This is a genomic window from Stappia sp. G46H5W, assembly GCF_058448995.1.
In genome coordinates this window covers 487202-506122 of sequence record NZ_JBZFLL010000005.1, presented here as the reverse complement: position 1 = coordinate 506122, position 18921 = coordinate 487202, and the positions used below count along the sequence as shown (strand labels likewise).

The window sequence follows — 18921 nt, the reverse complement described above, 5'->3', positions numbered from 1 at the left end:
CCCGCGGCGCCAGGCGCCGCGAGAAACCGGGATTTACTGGATCGGCGCGCCCTGCTGCGGCGTCTCTCCCTGCGGGGCCTCGTCCAGCGGCAACTGCTCTTCCTGCTCCTGCTGGGGAGCTGCGTCCTGCTGCTGGCGGCGGCCGATGCCGAACGAGCCAAGGAAGCCGGACGGCAGGCCGAAGCCCTGCTCCACCGCCTCAAGCACTTCCTTGTCGTCGACCTCGCCGTCGAGCACCTTCTGCACGTCGATATTGGTGTTGCCGCCGGTCGCCCGGTTGATCGCCTCGTTGGCGACGCCCGTCAGCGTCTCCTGCGGGTTGCGCGCCTGCTGCAGCGACTTGAACAGTCCGCCGCCGAGATTTTCCAGCTGCTTCAGCGCTGCCTGCGGGTTCTCCAGGATGCCCTTGATGTCAGGATAGATCTGCGGCCGGTCCCAGGACCCGCGCACGATCACCGGCACGCCGAGCCCTTCCAGCTCGCGCGCCTCGCCCTTGGCCAGCGGCACCGGCGCGCTGCCCTCCAGGCTCGCCACCACCCGGGGCTCCAGCCGCCAGTCGAGCATCCGTTCCGGCATGTCGATCCGGCCGGTGCCGCTCATGCGCACCAACGGGCCGATCAGGGCCAGGTCCTCGGTCGCGGCGATGCCGCGCGTGATGGTGAAGCTCGCGCCCAGCGCCGAAAAGTCCGTCTTCTGCGCCTCGTTCGAGGCCCAGCCCAGCAGCGTGTCGACTGTCAGCCCGCGTACCATGCGCGGAATGTTGAGGCCGCGGATCGCGCCGTCGGCGAAGTCGAAGCGGGCCGTGCCGTCGAGACCGGAGATCAGTTCGTACTGGCTCACGCCATGCGCCTTGACGTCCAGCGCCGTCGTCACCCGGCCCTCGATCCACTCGAAGCCGGCGACCGCGGCCAGGAACGGCCGGGCGCTGAGATCGGTGAGCGAGAAACGGCCGGCAAGTTCGGGCACCTGCTGCGAGCCGTCGAGCACCAGGAGGCCGTTGCCCTGCCCGCCATAGAGCGACATTTCGGCCAGTTCCGCCGACAGCCGCCCGCCTTCCAGCGTCAGCTCCAGCCGGCTCGGCCCGATCTCCAGCTTGTCGCGCACGATCTGCTTGGCCGACAGCGACAGCTGCGCATCGACGGCGCGCAGGCCCGTGAGATCGATCGGCACCCGGCTCCACGAGCCGCGTTCCGCCCCCGGCACGCGCGCCTCGCTGCGTCCGTCATTGGCCCGGTCGGTCTCCACCACGTAAGGATCGAGGCCCAGCCGGTCGAGCTCCAGCCGCGCCGTCACCTTGGGCCTTGCGCCAAGGCGCAATTCGCCCTCGCCGCGTCCGGTCGTGTCGTCGAGGCGGATTTCCGCCCCGGTGAAGCGCACCGCGTCCTCGCCCGCCGCCAGCCGGCCGGAGAAGGAGAAGGGTCCGAGCCCGCCGCCCTCGGCCAGCGGCACGCCGAGCCAGCTCGCCAGCGCCCGCAGGTTCTGCGTTTCCAGCACGACGGCACCGTCGACCGCGCCGGCCGGCGACACGCTGCCGTCATAGCCGACCTCGACCCGAGAGCCGGCAACCCTCAGCCGCAAGGGCGTCGGCATGCCGGCCATCGCCAGCGCCGGCGTCGCCGAACCCTTGATGCGGAAGGAATCGCCGCGCCATTTCAATCCGCCGCTCACCGAGACGGGGGCATCCAGCCCCGCAAAGTCGATGGCGACCGCCAGATCCTCGATCCGCCGCGCCGACGCGTCGTCGCCGATGGGCGAAGGCACCGGCAGGCCGGAAATCCCGCCGCCGGCCAGCGACAGGCGGCCCGAGGCGTCGAGCGATCCCATCAGGGTCGCCGCATCCGCGCCGCGCGCCGAAAAGCGCAGCGAGCCGCCCAGCGTTCCCTGCGCCTCCTCGCTGCGCCCGGCCAGCGACAGCAGCGTTTCCAGCCGCGCATCGGCCAGTTCGAGCTGGCCCGTCACCTGCGGCTCGCCCGCCAGCGCCACCGTGGCGCTGGAGCGCAGGCTCGCTCCGGCCAGCTGCGCTTCCAGTCCGTGGATTTCCACCGCGCGCTCGCCTGCCGTCACATCGCCCGTCACCCGGAAGGGGCCCGGCTCGCGCGGCAGGCTGCTGCCCAGCGCCGCCAACGTCGCGCCCAGTTCCTCGCCTTCCACGGCGATGCGCAGGCGGCTTGCCTGCTGCGGCGCCAGTTCGCCGGAGATCTTGGCGCTCGCCCCGGCGCCGCCCAGCGTCAGGTCGACCGCCGAGCTGCCGCCGCCGGCAAGGCGCATCGGCGCGTCCACCGTGCCGGCCAGCGTCACCGCGATGCCGCGATATCCGAGCCCGCCGTCCAGCGCCAGCGCCCCGGAAAGCGAGGGCAGGCTGAGCACCACATTGACATTGTCCGCCTCGTGGCGCGTGCCGTCGCGGCGGTCGGAATAGATCAGGCGGCCATTGGTGATTTCCAGCCGGTCGACGCCGATGCGCGCCAGCGCCATGCCGTCAGCGGCAACGCTCGCCGCCGTGGCGCCGGTGTCGGTGCTTTCCGCCGGCACCCGCGCCTGGTCGCCCGCTTCGGCCGCAGGCTGGACCGGAGCCTCGCCGTTGCTGTCGGCGATCGCCTGCGTCGCCGCGCTCCAGCGGTCGGCCGGGAAGCCGGCTGCCGCCACATCCGTGCTGTCGTTGGTTGCCACGGCCGCGCCTGTCGACAGGCCGGCGGTCCAGTTGGGTCGGCCGTTCTCGTCGATTTCCACGCTGACCACCGGCGCGTCGAGCCGCAGATGCGTCAGGCGGATGTCGCCGCCGAACAGCCCGCTCCAGGCAAGGCCGAAATCCACGGTTTCGGCGCGCAGGATCTCGCCCGCCTCGCCGGCCGAGACGCCGACATTTTCCGCGCTCATCCGGAATCCGGGCAGCAGCGACAGCCCGACCGGCCCGTCCAGGCGCAGCCGCCAGCCGGTCCGCTCCTCGATCTGACTGATCAGCTCGGCGCGGATCGCGTCCTTCGGCAGGAGCAGCGGCACCACGAAGGCAGCCGCCATGAGGAGGAAGAGCAGGCTGGCAAGGCCCGCGAGTGCGCGTTTCAAACCGTGTCTCCAGAAGGACGAATCAGCGCCAGTCTACGCCAAAGCTTGTCGACAGGATGGCGCGGGACGGGTCTTTGCGATACCCGGCCACATGTTCTTTCCGCACAGCAGCATAGACAAGCGCGCCCGGATTGCGGATGCTGCCGCGGTTGCGGACGGCACCGGAGGGGATATGTTTTCAGCGTTGAAGCGGTTCTTGCGCACCGCGGTCACGGGCGAGAGCGGCGAACTGACCTTCGCCGAGGACGACCACCGCCTCGCGGCGGCGGCCTTGCTCGTGCACATCATTTCCGTCGACGGCGTGGTCGACGACGTGGAACGGGCGGCGCTGACCGAGGTCCTGCGGGCCAATTACAAGCTGACGCCCGAGATGACCGAGGACCTGATCCGCGAGGCGACGCGCCGCGACAACGAGGCGGTCGATCTCTACGGCTTCACCTCGGTGCTCAAGCGCAGCCTGGAGCTGGAAGAGCGGCTCAAGGTCATCGAGATGATGTGGGAGCTCGTCTATGCGGACGGCACCGTTCACGAATTCGAGGACAACACGATCTGGCGCGTCGCCGAGCTGCTCGGCATTTCCTCGCGCGACCGGCTGGCCCTGCGCCGCAAGGTCGCCGGCGAGGCGTCGACCGGCCCCGCCGATCCCGCGGACGATGCCTGACCGTAGCAGCCTCTCGACGTCGTATCGCCTTGCAATATAATCTGGTGCCATGATCCTGGATCCAAAAGAGCTCGCCGACAGGCCCAAGGTTCTCATCGTCCTGCATCAGGAAACCTCGACGCCCGGCCGCGTCGGGCAGGAACTGGTGCGCCGGGGCTTTGCCCTCGACATCCGCCGGCCGCGCTTCGGCGAGTTGCTGCCCGAGACGCTGGAACACCATGCCGGCGTGGTCGTGTTCGGCGGCCCGATGAGCGCCAACGACACCGATGCCTTCATTGCCCGCGAGACCGACTGGCTCGACGTGCCGCTGCGCGAGGAAAAGCCGTTCCTCGGCATCTGCCTCGGCGCGCAGATGCTGGCGCGCAATCTCGGCGCGCGCGTCTACGGCCATGACGACGGTCTGGTCGAGATCGGCTATTACGACCTTGCGCCGACCGATGTCGGCCGCGAGCTGATGCCGAAATGGCCCGGCAAGGTCTATCAGTGGCACCGCGAGGGCTTCGACCTGCCGCGCGGCGCCGAGCTGCTGGCCACCGGCGAGACCTATCCCAACCAGGCGATCCGCGTCGGCCCCTGCGCCTATGGCATCCAGTTCCATCCCGAGCTGACCTACCAGATGATGGTCCGCTGGACGACGCGCGGCGCCCCGCGCATGGAGCTGCCCGGCGCCCGCGACCGGCGCGACCATTTCGCCGGACGCTTCGCCTTCGACCCGGCGGTGAAGGCCTGGCTCGACGCGTTCCTCGACCGCTGGATCGGCCGCGCCGACCTTGCCGCCTCCGCCGCTGCGGTGGCAGCCGAGTAGCGCGCAAGCCGTCCCCTTCTCGCGACCCTTTCGCGTTTCTCGCTGGAGCGCCTTCCGATGTGCGGAATTGCCGGCATCTATGCCCCTCTCGGCTCGCCCGCCCTCGAGCCTTCCGCGCTTGCCGCCATGGGCGAGGCGATCCGCCATCGCGGTCCCGACGCCGGCGACATCTGGCGCGACGTCGAGGCCGGCATCGGCCTCGTCCATCGCCGCCTTGCGATCATCGACCTCAGCCCCGCCGGCGTGCAGCCGATGCATTCGCCCTGCGGGCGCTACGTCGTCTCCTACAATGGCGAGATCTACAATTACCTCGAGTTGCGCCGCGAGCTGGAGGAGGCCGGCCTTGCCCCCGAATGGCGCGGCCATTCCGACACCGAGGTGCTCCTCGCCGGCATCCGCGCCTGGGGCATGGCCGAGACCCTGACGCGCACCGCCGGCATGTTCGCCATCGCCCTGTGGGACCGGGAGCGCCGGGTGCTGTCGCTCGCCCGCGACCGTTTCGGCGAAAAGCCTCTGCATGTCGGCCTGTTCGGCGGCGAGATCGCCTTCGCCTCCGAGATCAAGGCGCTGCGCACCCACCCCGCATGGACCGGCGAGATCGACCGCCAGGCCATCGCCCTGTGCCTGCGCCACGGCTACATCCCCGCCCCGCGCACCGCCTTCACCCAGGCGGTGAAGATCGCACCGGGCACCATCGTCGAGATCGACGAGGGCGCGCTCACCCCCGAGACCTGGCGCGTCACCCCCTGGTGGGACACGCTGGAAGAGGCCCGCATCGCCCGCCGCAACCGCTTTACGGGCAGCGACCAGGAGGCCGTCGACCAACTCGACGAGCTGCTGCGCGGCTCCGTCGCCCGGCAGATGATCTCCGACGTGCCGCTCGGCGCCTTCCTGTCGGGCGGCATCGATTCCTCCACCATCGCCGCGATGATGCAGTCGCTGAGCGCCGTGCCGATCGAGACCTTCTCCCTCGGCTTCCACGACAAGGCGACCAACGAGGCGGAGTTCGCCCGCGCCGTCGCGGGTCACCTCGGCACCCGCCACAACGAGATCTTCCTCTCCGGCGAGGAGGCGCGCGACCTGGTCGACGAGATGCCGGACGTCTACGACGAGCCCTTCACCGACCAGTCGCAGCTGCCGACCTACATGGTCGCCCGCTTCGCCCGCACGCGCGTCACCGTCAGCCTGTCGGGCGATGCTGCCGACGAATTGTTTGCCGGCTACGGACGGTATCATTCCATCGACCGGCAATGGCAGGGCACCTTGTCCGCGCGCATCGGCCGCGCCGCCCGCCGCGCCTATGTCTCGGCCCAGCTTGCCGGCATCGTCGCCCCGGCCGAGCGGCTCGGCCTGTCGCGGATCGGGCGCAAGAGCCCGGCCGGCCTGCGCCTGCGGCTGGAGGAGAAGCTCGCCAGCCTCACCGCCCGCTCGGCGGTCGCCGCCTATGAGCGCAAGTTCACGCTGATGGACACCGCCCACCGGCTGGTGCCGGGCAGTGCGCGCGAGACCCATCCGCTCGCCGATACGGTGGCGAAGGAAACCGGCTGGAGCGTGCTGGAACAGGCGAGCCTGCTCGACCTCGTCCACTACCTGCCCGACGACATCCTGGTGAAGGTCGACCGCGCCGCCATGGCGCATGCGCTGGAAACCCGCGTGCCCTTCCTCGATCCGGCCGTCGTGCGCTTTGCCCTCGCCCTGCCCGACCGGGTGCGGCTGATGGGCGGCCAGCGCAAGGGCGTGGTCAAGCAGGTGCTCGACCGCTACGTCCCCGCCTCCCTGTGGGACCGGCCCAAGCGCGGCTTCGGCATTCCCTGCGCCGACTGGCTCAAGGGCCCGCTGCGCCCGCTCGCCGAGGACATGTTCTCATCCGCGCAGATCGCCCGCCTCGGCCTGCTGGACGAGGAGCTTGTGCGCCTGTTCTGGGACGACTTCCTGGCCGGCGACCGCCGCCGCGCCAACATGGTCTGGGCGATGTTCGTGGTGCAGCTCACCCTCTCGCGCCACACGCGCTGAAGGAGCGCGACAACACGCCGGCGGGAAACACGCACTCCGCTGTCGTCCCGAACGGCTCGCGTGAGGCCCGGCGCTGCCGCGAGTCTCGCTCGCCCGTCCTCGCACGACCCTCGCGGTTCGTCATCCCGGGCAAGCGCAGCGCGACCCGGGACCGGCGAGCCGAGGGCCTTTCGGCAACGCTCCCGACCGACACCACCACCGTGCCTCCCCGGTCCCGGATCGTCGGCCTTCGGCCTCGTCCGGGATGACGCACGGAGAGGGTGGAGCGACAGACACCTGCTGAGGGCACCAATGGTTCCCGGTTCGCGCGTGCGCGCGTCCGGGATGACCTCCGTGGAGGAGGCACGACCTCGCATCCCCTCTGCCGTCACCCCGGGCAAGGCGCAGCCGCGACCCGGGGCCCATTCATTCCCAGAGCGGCAGCGAGGGCACGCCGACGCGCCAATGCTCAGCCTGTCATCCCGGTTTCGGCACAGCCGAAGACCGGGATCCAGTAGCCCCGAGCGGTTCGCGTGAGGCCCCGGCGTTGCCGCCGGACCGCCGGTGGCTGCTGCTCTCGCGCAAACATCCAGCCCGGCGGATACTGGATACCTGCCTTCGCAGGTATGACAGGCGAGAGTAGGGTCAGCGCCTTCCACCTCGCGCCCGCTGAGGGCACCAATGGTTCCCGGATCTTCGGCCTTCGGCCTCGTCCGGGATGACCTCCGGGGAGGAGGCACGACCTCGCATCCCCTCAATCGTCACCCCGGGCAAGCGCAAGCGCGACCCGGGGGCCATTCGTTTCCAGAGCGGCAGCGAGGGCACGCCGACGCGCGCCAATGCTCAGCCTGTCATCCCGGTTTCGGCACAGCCGAAGACCGGGATCCAGTAGCCCCGAACGGCTCAGACCGAGCCTCGGCGCTGCCGCGAGTGCCCCTCGCCCGTCCTAGCCCCCTCAGGCGAGGCGGCCGAACAGCCGCAGCCGGCTGACGCCGCCGTCGGGATGGATGTTGAGGCGCACATGGGTGACCGGGCCGAGCGGCTTCACAGCCTCCTTGCCGATGTCGTGGATCGCGTCGGCGGAAAGTTTCGTGCGCCCGACCAGTTCCTCCCAGAACATCGACGACGTGACGATGGCCCGGTCGAGATCGCCGGTCATGCCGGCAAGATCGGCTGCCTGCATCGAGCAGCTTTCCGGGAAATTGCCCTTGTAGAAGGCCGTGTCGACGCTGGCCCACTCGATGATACCGCGCGCGCCCAGCTCGACGATGATCCAGTCGTGCCCCGGCTCGCGGCGCCGGCGGGTCTCCCACCCATCGCCCATGTTGAGCCCGCGCCCCGGCGCCAGCATCCGGTGATAGGCGCCGTAATGCGCGTCGGAGAAGGCGACGATGCGCGCCCCGTTCAGCGCCGAGGCAAGGTCCAGCTCCGCCGATCCCGTCGCCTGCCGGTCGAGCTCCGGGCGGCCATAGACGCGAAGGCGCGCAACGCCGCCATCGGGATGGATGTGCAGCCGCACATGGGTCCACACGCCGGCATCGAGACAAGCGAAATAGTGATGGGCGCTCGGCCCCAGCGGCGACATCGGCAGCAGCTCGGTCCACTCGGTCGCAGCGTCCGGATCGCCGGCACAGGCAGCTGCCTCGATGCGGCAGGCCGGCGGGTAGTTTCCGGTGAAATGCGAGGTGTCGACGTCGAAGCCGGTGATGCGGCCGCGCACGGCCAGGCGCACCACCGCAATGTCGTGGCCCGGCCCCCGGCGGCGGCGCGATTCCCAGCCGTCCATCCACTTGCCGTTGTCGTCGTAGCGATCCGGATAGAATACCGCCGCATCGTCCGCGAGCATCCGCGAGACCTCGGCGAAGAAGTCGTCGGTGACCGACACCGCTGCGGCACCGAGGCCGGCGGAGGCGAGGTTGATGTCCTTGCGGGCGAAATCCGGACGGCTGTCCGGCTGATGAGACGTCATGACAGGATCCTTCAGGCTAAGGCACACAAACAGCGCGCCGAAAAGGGCGACAGAAACCGGGCTCAGCCGGCAACAAGGTCCTTCAGGCGCAAAAGGGCGATCCGCTCCACCTGGGCGCAGGCGGTCGAAAACTCGGCCCGCCGGTCGTTGGCGATACGGGCCTCGAAATTCTCCAGGATCTCGGCCTTGCTGCGGCCCTTCACCGCCAGGATGAAGGGAAAGCCGAAGCGGGAGGTATAGGTCTCGTTGAGAGCGGTGAAGCGGGCGCGCTCCTCATCGGTTAGCGCGTCGAGCCCGGCGGAGGCCTGCTCGCCGGCGGACTCCGCCGTCAGGCGCTTGGCCGCCGCCAGCTTGCCGGCAAGATCGGGATGCGCCCGCAACACGCCGAGCCGCTCGTCCTCGCTCGCCGCGCGGAACTCCGCAACCAGCCGCGCATGCAGCCCCTCCGCCGTGTCGGCATCGGGTCCGAGCCCTTTCGCCAAGGCCCGCTCGGCGATCCACGGCGAATGTTCGAAGACCCCGCCGAACCGGGCAAGAAAGGCGGTGTGGTCCATCACTGAGGGACGCGTCGCGGAAGACGGATCGGAATGCTCGCTTGCGGTCACGGATGGGTCTCCGAAGGGGTTCGTCTATTGGTAATGCAAAACAATGACCCTCTCTTTCAAATTTTTCTTGAAAGAGATGTCCGTTCCGCACCGGCTTGCGGACCTGCGCGAAACGCTCCCAGAAGCGCCCTGCGCTTGTCCCCGTTTGCGCGAAGGTGATCGGGATTTGCGACGGATTTTGCGCAGCTTTCTCGAAATCTCGCAAAATCCTCGTCAAGTTCGCGCAAAATCCGCCGATCTCCGCATGATTTTCAACCGGATTCCGGTTCTTTCCGGGGCGAACGGGGATAGATTCTGCCCCGCTTTACCCTCTTCCCGGCAGAACAGCGGCCCGCGCAGCGGATTTGTGCCCGCACCGCCCCCGACCCGGCATGCAGCCAATCCCCCCTCAGTCCCCTCCTCAGTTTCCGGCAAGGGCGGCATCGACCGCCGCCTTGCAGCGCGCGGTCACGAAGTCGATGAACAGGCGGATCTTCGGGTCCTGGTAGCGCTTGTGCGGGTAAAGGCAGGCGAGTTGCACGGGCAGCGGCGGCGTCGCCCGGCAGACCTCGACCAACCGCCCGGCCCGCAGGTGATGCGCCACCTCGAACAGCGGCTTGTTGACGATGCCGCAGCCGGAAAGCGCCCAGTCGGTCAGCACGTCGCCGTCGTCCGATTCGAACGGCCCCGACACCTCGTACCGCTCCGGCCCGCCCGGCTCCTTGAGCGTCCAGTTGAATTCGCTGGTGCCGGGAAAGCGCAGCAGCAGGCAGGAATGGCGGCCGCGCACCAGCTCCTCGCCGCTCTCCGGCGTGCCGTGGGCGGCCAGATATTCGGGCGCGGCGCACAGCACCCGCGCGCAGTCGACGACGGGGCGCATCTTCAGGGCCGAATCGGCCGGCTGACCCAGCACGAAGGCGATATCCAGCCCCTCGCCCAGCACGTCGACCTTGCGGTCGGACAGGCGCAGCCGCACGTCGATATCCGGATATTCCGCCTTGAACGCCGGGATCAGCGGCGCCACCAGCCGCCGCCCGAGGCCGAGCGGGGCGGCCACGAAGATCGAGCCGCGCGGATGGCGGGCGACATCGGCCACCGCCGCCTCCGCCTCCTCGATGGCATCAAGGATCTTCACCGCGCCCTTGTAGAAGATCGACCCGTGCTCGGTCGGCGTCAGCTTGCGCGTCGTGCGGTTGAACAGGCGCACGCCCAGGTGCTTTTCCAGCATCGCCGATGCGGCTGGAGACCACCGCCGGCGAGACCCGCTGGTCGCGCGCCGCCGCCGACATCGAACCGAGGTCGACAGCCCGCACGAAAACCCGGAGATTGTTCACGTAGGACATGGACGGCTCTTATCATTTTCAAGAAATTCTTGATAGTGATCGAAGCGCCTCGCGACTTTTTTGCAAATGACGGATCTGTCAATCTCGCGCGAAATCCGGCAGCGCGGCCCGCGGACGGTTGGCACGTTTCGTGATTGGACTTTGCGCCGGGCGGGCGCGGACCCGTCGGGCGTCCGCCGCACCTTGAGTGCCCCAAGGAGGGAGAGAGTGATGGAAGTGGCTATCGCCTGGGACTGGCTGGCCTTCGCCTTGCGCTGGCTGCATGTGGTGACGGCCATCGCCTGGATCGGCTCGTCCTTCTACTTCATCGCCCTCGATCTGGGCTTGCGCAAGGCGCCCGACCTGCCCGCCGGCGCCCATGGCGAGGAATGGCAGGTCCATGGCGGCGGCTTCTACCATATCCGCAAGTATCTGGTGGCACCCGCCACCCTTCCCGAGCACCTGACCTGGTTCAAGTGGGAGAGCTACGCCACCTGGCTTTCGGGCTTCGCGCTGATGTGCGTCGTCTACTATGCCGGCGCCGATCTCTACATGATCGACCCGTCCGTCATGGAGCTGTCGCGGCTGGGCGCCATTGCGCTGTCCATCGCTTCCATCGCCTTCGGCTGGATCGTCTACGACCTCCTGTGCCGCTCGCCGCTGGGGCGCAGCACCACCGGGCTGATGCTGCTGCTCTACGTGGTGCTGGTCGCCATGGCCTGGGGCTACACCCAGGTCTTCACGGGCCGCGCCGCCTTCCTCCATCTGGGCGCCTTCACCGCGACCATCATGTCGGCCAACGTCTTCATGATCATCATCCCCAACCAGAAGAAGGTGGTCGCCGCACTTCTGGCCGGGAAGACGCCGGACCCTTCGCTCGGGGCCCAGGCCAAGCAGCGCTCGCTGCACAACAATTACCTCACTCTCCCCGTCGTCTTTTTGATGCTGTCCAATCATTATCCCCTGGCCTTCGCGACGCAGTACAATTGGGCGATCGCCTCGCTGGTTTTCCTGATGGGCGTCACGATCCGGCACTTCTTCAACAGCACCCACGCCCGCAAGGATGCGCCGTGGTGGACCTGGTTCGTCACCGCCGCTCTCTTCCTCGCCGTCGTGTGGCTGTCGACCCTGCGTCCCGGCGAGGAAGCGAGCGAAACCGCGCAGAGCTATCGCCGGCTGCCGCCGCAGATCGCCCGCTTCGTCAATGACGAGCATTTCGAGGCGGCCCGCGACACGGTGCTGACGCGTTGCTCGATGTGCCATGCGGCCGAGCCGCTGTGGGAGGGAATGGCGGCGGCGCCCAAGGGCGTGCGGCTGGAAAGCGACGCGGAGATCGCCGAGCACGCCCGCGAGATCTACCTGCAGGCCGGCATCACCCACGCCATGCCGCCGGCCAACGTGACCTATATCGAGCCGGACGAGCGCGCCGTTCTCGCCGCCTGGTATCGCAGCGCCACCCGCTGACCGGCCGCCTGCCGGCTGTGCACTTGCCCGAAAGACGAGCAATCTGTCCCCGCCCGGTGGATTGCCGGCCCGTTTCGTATTAAGAAGATCCCATCATCAACAGGGATCCGCTCTGGCCGAAACGTCATCGACGTTCTTCGGCGCACCGACGTATTTTTCATACGGAATATCGCGATGCGCGGGTCCCGAACCTGACGGGAGGGACGACAGCACGATGACGGTTCTGACAGAGGCCGAGGAAATCTCGGACATCGCCTTCGGCTACATGGGATCGAAGGCGCTGTTCGCCGCGCTCCACTTCGGGGTCTTCACCGAGCTGGACGAAGGCCCGGCCTCCGCCGACGATCTCGCCCCCAGGATCGGCCTGCCGCGAGAACGCTGCCGCACCCTGATGACCGCCCTCACCTCGCTCGGACTGACCGAGATCCGGGACGGGCGCTACGCCAATTCCCCCGCCGCCGAGCGGTTCCTGGTCAAGGGCGCCCGCTACGACTTCGGCGACTACCTGCGCCTTCAGGTCGGCCAGCAGATGTACCCGTTGATGGACCAGATCGAGCCCGCACTGGCCGGCGAACTGCCGGAGGAGGCAACCGCCTCCTATGACGACTGGTTCTCCGACCCGGAGGAAGCCCGCCTGTATTCCGAGAGCCAGCATGCCGGCTCGCTCGGCCCGGCGCGCGGCCTTGCCAAGCGGGTCGACCTTTCGGCGGCGCGCAGCCTGCTCGATATCGGCGGAGGCACCGGCGCCTTTGCCATCACCCTGTGCAAGGCCTTCCCGCAATTGTCCGCAACGCTCGTCGAGTTTCCCAATGTCGCGGATATCGGCGAAGGCTTCGTCGCCCGCGCGGGCCTTTCAGAGCGCATCACCTATCGGCGCGGAAACGCACTGGACGCCGACTGGCCGACGGGACAGGACGCGGTGCTGATGTCCTATCTCCTGTCCGGCGTGCCGGATCATGCTCATGAGGATCTGTTCGCCCGTGCCTTCGCGCATCTGGCGCCGGGCGGCCAGCTGATGATCCACGACTTCGTCGTCGATGCCGACCGCAAGGGCCCGCGCAACACCGCCCTGTGGCAGTTGCAGCACACCGCCTTCACGCCCGAAGCCCGCTCGATCGCCGACGACTGGCTGGCCAAGCGCCTTGCCGCCGCCGGCTTCACCGATGTCTCGGTCGAGCCGCTCATCCCCGGCATGACCAAGCTGGCACTGGGGCGGCGCCCCTGACCTGACCCGCTCAGCTCCGGCGCCACCCCAAGGGCGATGCAAGCCTGCAACAGGGTGGCGCAAGCCGGTCACATTGCCGCGAAATCGCTTCGCGGTAACGGATCCGTCAGTTAAACCGGAGTATAGAAGACTAGATACAGACCGATTTCCGGAGCCGGCTGGACCGTCATGCGCAAGAACACCTTCCTTTCCGCCCTCACCGCCACCGCCCTTGTGGCCGGTGCGAGCCTCGCTGCTCCGGCAGCCCTTGCCCAGGACGGCATGGCAGCGCCGCAGGACATGCCCCTGCCCTCCCGGCAGTACGTCATCGACCTCGGCGTCGGCGCGCTTGTCTCGCCGAAATACGAAGGCGCGGACAAGATGATGGTCTCGCCGCTGCCGATCATCTCGGTCGGCCGGTTCTACGTGCCGGGCCTCGGCCAGGTCAGTGACGGCGAGAAGACCACCCGCGGCGTCTTCTTCTTCCCCTCGTTCAACTTCGTGGGCGAGCGCAAGGCCTCCGACAGCGCCAAGCTGACCGGTACCAACAAGGTCGACTGGGCGCTGGAACTCGGCCTCGGCGCCGGCTTCCGCTACGACTGGTTCAGCGCCTTCGTCGAGCTGCGCCAGGGCATCAACGGCCACACGGGTCAGGTCGGCCAGATCGGTGCCGACATCATCCTGAACCCGATGGAACGGCTGGAAATCGCCTTCGGCCCGCGTGCCGACTTCGCCAGCGGCGACTACATGAGCACCTATTTCGGCGTCACCCCCGCCGAGGCGGCCGCCTCGCTGGGCAACCTGACCGCCTACAAGGCCAGCGGCGGCTTCAAGTCGGTCGGCCTGTCGGGGCGCGCCAGCTATGCGGTCACGGACCAGACCGCACTGCACCTGCAGGCCGGCTGGGACCACTATGTGGGCGATGCTCGCAACAGCCCGATCGTCCGCCGTGGCAACCAGAACAATTTCACCATCGGCACCGGCGTCACCTACCGCTTCTCCTTCGATCTGTTCTGATCCCTGCCCCGGTCGCAAGGACAGGCCGGCGGCATCGACATGACAGGCGAGCAGCGCATTCCCGTGCGGATCGACGACGAGGAGGACCTCGCCGCCGGTCTCGGTCAACTTCTGGCCATTGCGCCCGATCTCGGCCGCCTTGCCGCGGCCGGCGATCCCCTGCCGCTGCGCCGCCATCCCGCGACCTTTGCCGAGCTTGCCCGCATCGTCACCGCACAGCAGGTGTCTCTGGCGAGCGCCGCCGCGATCTACGGTCGGCTTGAAACGCTGATTTCCCCCTTCGACGCGCCGACCGTCCTGCGCCTGAGCGACGACGAGCTCGGCCAGGCAGGTCTGTCGCGCGCCAAGATCGCCGCTTTCCGGGCGGTGGCGCAGGCCGTCGACGACGGCCTCGACCTTGCGGACCTGACGCGCCTGCCGGCGGAGGACGCCCGCACCCGCCTCGTCTCCTTGCGCGGCATCGGCCCATGGACGGCGGATGTATTTCTGCTGTTCTGCGCCGGGCACCCGGATGTGTTTCCCGCGGGCGATGTCGCCCTGCAGGAAGCCCTGCGCGACGCCCTTGCGCTGGATGTGCGGCCGAGCCCGCGCGAGGCGGAACGGCTGGCCCGGCGCTGGTCGCCCTGGCGCGGTGTCGCGGCGCGGCTTCTATGGGCGCATTATCGCCGCCTCACCGGGCGCGGGACCGGCCTCCCGGTCTGATCAAACCGAACCGGGCTTGCCCGCCCTGCCGTCGTCGGCGGCCTCTGTCTTGCCCAGCGCGGCGCGCGCCGCCTCCCGGTGCTCCTCGCGCATATGGCTGCCGATCAGGGCCAGCACGCCGAGCAGGATACTGGCATCGTCCGTGAAACCGATGCCGAGAATGGCGTCGGGAATGATGTCGAAGGGCATGACGAAATAGGCAAGGCCGGCGAAGATCGTACCGCGCACGCGCACGGGCGTTGCCGGATCGACGGCGCAATAATAGGCGGCGATCACATCCTCCATGAAGGGGATCTGCCGCGCCGCCTTGCGCGCCACCTTGAAGAGGCGCGCGCCGACCCGCTCCTCGCGGCCCTTCTCGGGGCCGAGGATTTCCGGATCGATGCCGAGATCGTCGTAACTTGCCGCCATGCCTGCCGTCTCCTTGCCGGACCTTGCGAAGATCCCGCGGACAGCCCCCGGGCGGGCCGAAATGACCCGCTTTCTACCCCATATCTGGGCCGAAACGGCCCGCGCCCGCCCCTTATGTGGGGCGGGCGCGGTGGATTTTCAAAGAGGCGGGCGAAGGGGCCTGGGGCAGGCGCCCTTTGCAAACCGTCAGTGACGGAAGTGACGCATGCCGGTGAAGACCATGGCGAGCCCGGCCTCGTCGGCCGCCGCGATCACTTCCGCATCGCGCATCGAGCCGCCCGGCTGGATCACCGCCGTGGCGCCGGCGGCAGCCGCCGCCAGAAGGCCGTCTGCGAAGGGGAAGAAGGCATCGGACGCCACGACCGAGCCGATGGTGTTCGGCCGGGCGGCACCTGCCGCCTCCGCCGCGTCCTCGGCCTTGCGCGCGGCGATGCGGGCGCTGTCGATGCGGCTCATCTGGCCCGCACCGATGCCGGCGGTCGCGCCCTCGCGCACATAGACGATGGCGTTCGACTTGACGTGCTTGGCGACCCGGAAGGCGAACTTGAGGTCGGCCATTTCCTGCTCGGTCGGGGCGCGCTTCGTCACCACCTTGAGGTCGAGATCCTCGACCGTGCCGGTGTCGCGGTCCTGCACCAACAGGCCGCCGGCAACCGATTTGACGATACGTGCGCCGGCGCGCGGATCGGCGAGCCCACCGGTGATCAGCAGGCGCAGGTTCTTCTTCGCCGCCACGATCGCCAGCGCCTCGTCGCTGGCCTCCGGCGCGATGATCACCTCGGTGAAGATCTTGACGATCTCCTCGGCCGCGGCCGCGTCCAGCTTGCTGTTGAGCGCGACGATGCCGCCGAAGGCCGAGACCGGATCGCAGGCCAGCGCCTTCAGATAGGCGTCCTTGAGGCTCGCGCCCGTCGCCACGCCGCAGGGGTTGGCGTGCTTGATGATGGCGACCGCCGGCGACACGCCCGGATCGAACTCGCTGACCAGCTCGAACGCGGCATCGGTGTCGTTGATGTTGTTGTAGGACAGCTCCTTGCCCTGCACCTGGCGGGCGGTGGCAACGCCGAAGCGGCGCTCCGGCGTCAGGTAGAACGCCGCCTTCTGATGCGGGTTCTCGCCGTAGCGCATGACCGACGCGAGACGTCCGCCGAAGGCCACATGGGCCGGCGCGTCCTCGCCGATGGCGGCGGCGAACCAGTTGGAAACCGCCGCGTCATAGGCCGCGGTGCGGGCGAAGGCCTTCTGCGCCAGACGCTTGCGCAGCGCCAGCGGCACTTGCCCCTCGTGCTCGCCGAGCGCCTCGATCACCTCGGAATAGTCGGCCGGATCGCTGACCATCGTCACATAGGCGTGGTTCTTGGCCGCGGCGCGGGTCATTGCCGGGCCGCCGATGTCGATGTTCTCGATGGCGAGCGCGAAGTCGGCGCCGGAAGCGACCGTTTCCTCGAAGGGATAGAGATTGACGCAGACGAGGTCGATGCCGGTGATGCCGTGCTCCTTCATCGCCGCGGCGTGTTCGGCATCGTCGCGGATGGCGAGCAACCCGCCATGCACGGCCGGATGCAGCGTCTTGACGCGCCCGTCCATGATCTCGGGAAAGCCGGTGACCTCCGAAATGTCGAGCACCTTCAGCCCGGCGTCAGCCAGCGTCTTGCGCGTACCGCCGGTCGAGACCAGCTCGACGCCGAGCCCTGCAAGCGCGGTCGCGAACTCGATGAGGCCTGTCTTGTCGGAGACGGAGAGCAGGGCGCGCCTGACGGGAACGAGATCGGGAACGGGAATGCGTTTCGACACCACGGCCATTGCGGAGGGTCCTTCGGGTTTTCGGCGGGACAGTGATCTGCGTGCGCCTAGCACGAAGCGCGGAAAACCGGAAGCCGACGACGAAGAATTGGGTAAAAAATGCGCAGGGCGCGGCAGAACACCGCCCTAAAGGTCGAGTTCGCCGCTGCTCGCGTCGGAAACGCGCCGCCGCGTCGCCCGCCCGGCGGCAGTACGGCAGAACTGCCAGGCCGCCTCGCGGCGATGGACGAGCCGGCCGTACAGCACGATCTGCTCGCAGCGCCGGTGGCCGGACCTGTCGGAGAGATAGATCGATTCCTCGATGGCCATCTCGCAGCCCGGCGCCGTGAACTCCCACGCCTCGCCGTCCGGCGCCACCAGCAGGATGCCGGTGCCCGAGCGGATCGAGTTGGCCTTGATCGCCGGATGCAGGTGGAAGCGGATGGCGAACTCGTGGTCGCGCCCGGTGCGCGCGGTCGGGTGGAACCGGTCGATGCCGTCCAGCACGCTGCCGTCCTGCGACAGGGTGATGTCGCGCTCGTGGATCAGCCGCAGACTGTCCTGATAGCCGTTGTGGCTGGCGACGATGCGGGTGCCGGAAGGCCCCTCCTCGCGCTCCACCGGCACGCTGGTCGGCCCGGTGAGGATCGGCGCGCCGAGCCAGCCGCCGAAACGGGCTTCCGACAGGAAGCGGGCGGAGGACGTGTCGTCGATCGTCGCGGTGGAATGGGCGGCCGTTGCCCGCGAGACCGAGCGCCAGGCGCCGCGCTCGCTGTTGGACACCCCGCAATTGACGACGATGCGGTTGCGCCGCGACGACATCTCGAAGGACAGGCACCCGGCATGGGCGGTCAGGCTCAGCGCCGGCTCCGGCGGCACCCCCGTATCCATCAGCAGCAGGGTGTCGCCGCAGCTGACCCGTTGATAGCCCGAATGCGGGGCATTGCCCGGCGGGCCCCCGCGCGCATCGTCATAGGCAAGGATCGTCGCCACCAGATCCGCCGGCGTCGCGCCCATTCCGTTGAAATGCGCGAAGGTGCCGTCGCCGTGGCGGAAGAAGCGGATCATCGGCATCATCCGGTCGATCGCCTGCATCACCGTCGGCGAAGCAGGCATGCCCTGCACGGTCAGCGCCTGGCGCACCGGCAACAGGTCGACGAGGATATCCAGCAAGGCGGCCGGATTGCGCGAGATGTGGCCGCCATCGGCGAGGATCTGGCGGGCGAGTTCCTGGTCCAGCCGGCGCAGGCTCTGGCGCACGAAGCGGCCCTGGCCCGACATGGAGACGGTGGCCGCGGCAACGGCCATGGCCGCCTGCAGGCGCGGCACCCCGTCCGGCGTCTCGTTCATGGTGCGGCGCAGGTAGCGAACCTGCCGGGCGAGCGAGCGCAGGAAGCGGCGATAGAACTCGCGGTCGCAGCCCTCCAGGATCAACGGCGACTGCGACAGCCAGGCCAACACCCGGCGCGCCACCACCTGTTGCTCCCAGGCCGTGTCTTGCCAGTAGCCGCAGCTCCTTATCCAATCGTCGACCAGCGCCCGGGCGTTCTGCCGCGCCACCACGGTCTCCGCCGCCTTGAGGTGGCGCAGCCAGCCGAAGCCGTGCAGAGCGCGGGCCCAGTCGGCGGAAGGTGCGGGAACCTCGAAGGGGGACTGGCCGGATGTTTCGACCAACTGGCCGGCGAACAGGAAGCGCCCGGCATAGATGTCAGCGGCATTGGTGCCGTCGGCGGTGCGCAGATCCTGCGGGGCGATGATCAGGCGGGCGGGCGTGCTGGAGAACAGCCGCCAGCGGAACAGCGGCCCGCCATGCATCCATCTGAGCAGGGACTGCCAGGCGGCCTGCGCGAGGAGACGCCACACCCGTGCCCGTTCGGTCACCGACATTAGCGTCACCTGTGCCACCTTCCCTCCAGCCGCGCTGCCGTCGTGCCGAGCCCTTTCG

General features: G+C 68.8%; 12 protein-coding genes and 2 pseudogenes. 7 read left to right on the top strand and 7 right to left on the bottom strand.

What is annotated here, in order from left to right; translation table 11 throughout:
* Nucleotides 1-33 precede the first annotated feature (33 nt).
* A complete protein-coding gene (locus ACVJ6E_RS17960) occupies nucleotides 34-3063 on the bottom strand; it encodes an AsmA family protein (protein ID WP_120270135.1) in 3030 nt (1009 codons plus the stop codon).
* A gap of 172 nt (nucleotides 3064-3235) precedes the next feature.
* On the opposite strand from ACVJ6E_RS17960, the gene ACVJ6E_RS17955 reads away from it, so the two are divergent.
* Genes ACVJ6E_RS17955 through asnB form a run of 3 tightly spaced genes read left to right on the top strand, consistent with a single transcriptional unit; the run spans nucleotide 3236 to nucleotide 6542 of the window.
* Nucleotides 3236-3724, top strand: coding sequence for a tellurite resistance TerB family protein (locus ACVJ6E_RS17955; RefSeq protein WP_120270236.1), 489 nt, complete (start codon nucleotides 3236-3238; stop codon nucleotides 3722-3724).
* 49 nt (nucleotides 3725-3773) lie between these two features.
* Complete coding sequence (locus ACVJ6E_RS17950) at nucleotides 3774-4529, top strand: glutamine amidotransferase (protein ID WP_120270134.1); 756 nt, start codon at nucleotides 3774-3776, stop codon at nucleotides 4527-4529.
* 57 nt (nucleotides 4530-4586) lie between these two features.
* Nucleotides 4587-6542, top strand: a complete 1956-nt coding sequence (gene asnB, locus ACVJ6E_RS17945) for an asparagine synthase (glutamine-hydrolyzing) (RefSeq protein ID WP_120270133.1) — start codon at nucleotides 4587-4589, stop codon at nucleotides 6540-6542.
* A gap of 934 nt (nucleotides 6543-7476) precedes the next feature.
* Here asnB and alc read toward each other — a convergent pair.
* The 3 genes and pseudogenes from alc to ACVJ6E_RS17930 form a co-directional block, all read right to left on the bottom strand.
* Nucleotides 7477-8490, bottom strand: a complete 1014-nt coding sequence (alc, locus tag ACVJ6E_RS17940; protein ID WP_120270132.1) for an allantoicase — start codon at nucleotides 8488-8490, stop codon at nucleotides 7477-7479.
* A 62-nt stretch (nucleotides 8491-8552) separates the two neighbouring features.
* Nucleotides 8553-9083, bottom strand: a pseudogene (gene uraD, locus ACVJ6E_RS17935) (2-oxo-4-hydroxy-4-carboxy-5-ureidoimidazoline decarboxylase); the annotation flags it as partial.
* Nucleotides 9084-9495: 412 nt separating this feature from the next.
* Nucleotides 9496-10417: pseudogene (locus ACVJ6E_RS17930) on the bottom strand (LysR family transcriptional regulator).
* A gap of 207 nt (nucleotides 10418-10624) precedes the next feature.
* Between ACVJ6E_RS17930 and ACVJ6E_RS17925 the strand changes: the two are divergent.
* The 4 genes from ACVJ6E_RS17925 to ACVJ6E_RS17910 all read left to right on the top strand — a co-directional run bounded on the left by ACVJ6E_RS17925 (nucleotide 10625) and on the right by ACVJ6E_RS17910 (nucleotide 14783).
* Nucleotides 10625-11860, top strand: coding sequence for a urate hydroxylase PuuD (locus ACVJ6E_RS17925; protein WP_120270130.1), 1236 nt, complete (start codon nucleotides 10625-10627; stop codon nucleotides 11858-11860).
* A 214-nt stretch (nucleotides 11861-12074) separates the two neighbouring features.
* On the top strand, nucleotides 12075-13085 hold the full coding sequence (locus ACVJ6E_RS17920; protein ID WP_120270129.1) for a methyltransferase: 1011 nt from the start codon (nucleotides 12075-12077) through the stop codon (nucleotides 13083-13085).
* A gap of 168 nt (nucleotides 13086-13253) precedes the next feature.
* Nucleotides 13254-14081, top strand: coding sequence for a MipA/OmpV family protein (locus tag ACVJ6E_RS17915; RefSeq protein WP_120270128.1), 828 nt, complete (start codon nucleotides 13254-13256; stop codon nucleotides 14079-14081).
* 39 nt (nucleotides 14082-14120) lie between these two features.
* Entirely contained in the window at nucleotides 14121-14783 is a 663-nt protein-coding gene (locus tag ACVJ6E_RS17910; RefSeq protein WP_120270127.1) for a DNA glycosylase family protein, read from the top strand.
* Here ACVJ6E_RS17910 and ACVJ6E_RS17905 read toward each other — a convergent pair whose 3' ends face one another.
* The 3 genes from ACVJ6E_RS17905 to ACVJ6E_RS17895 form a co-directional block, all read right to left on the bottom strand.
* A complete protein-coding gene (locus ACVJ6E_RS17905) occupies nucleotides 14784-15194 on the bottom strand; it encodes a YkvA family protein (RefSeq protein ID WP_120270126.1) in 411 nt (136 codons plus the stop codon).
* Between the two features lie 186 nt (nucleotides 15195-15380).
* Nucleotides 15381-16997, bottom strand: a complete 1617-nt coding sequence (gene purH / locus ACVJ6E_RS17900; RefSeq protein WP_120270125.1) for a bifunctional phosphoribosylaminoimidazolecarboxamide formyltransferase/IMP cyclohydrolase — start codon at nucleotides 16995-16997, stop codon at nucleotides 15381-15383.
* Nucleotides 16998-17123: 126 nt separating this feature from the next.
* On the bottom strand, nucleotides 17124-18881 hold the full coding sequence (locus ACVJ6E_RS17895) for a heparinase II/III family protein (RefSeq protein ID WP_491676498.1): 1758 nt from the start codon (nucleotides 18879-18881) through the stop codon (nucleotides 17124-17126).
* Nucleotides 18882-18921: the final 40 nt, after the last annotated feature.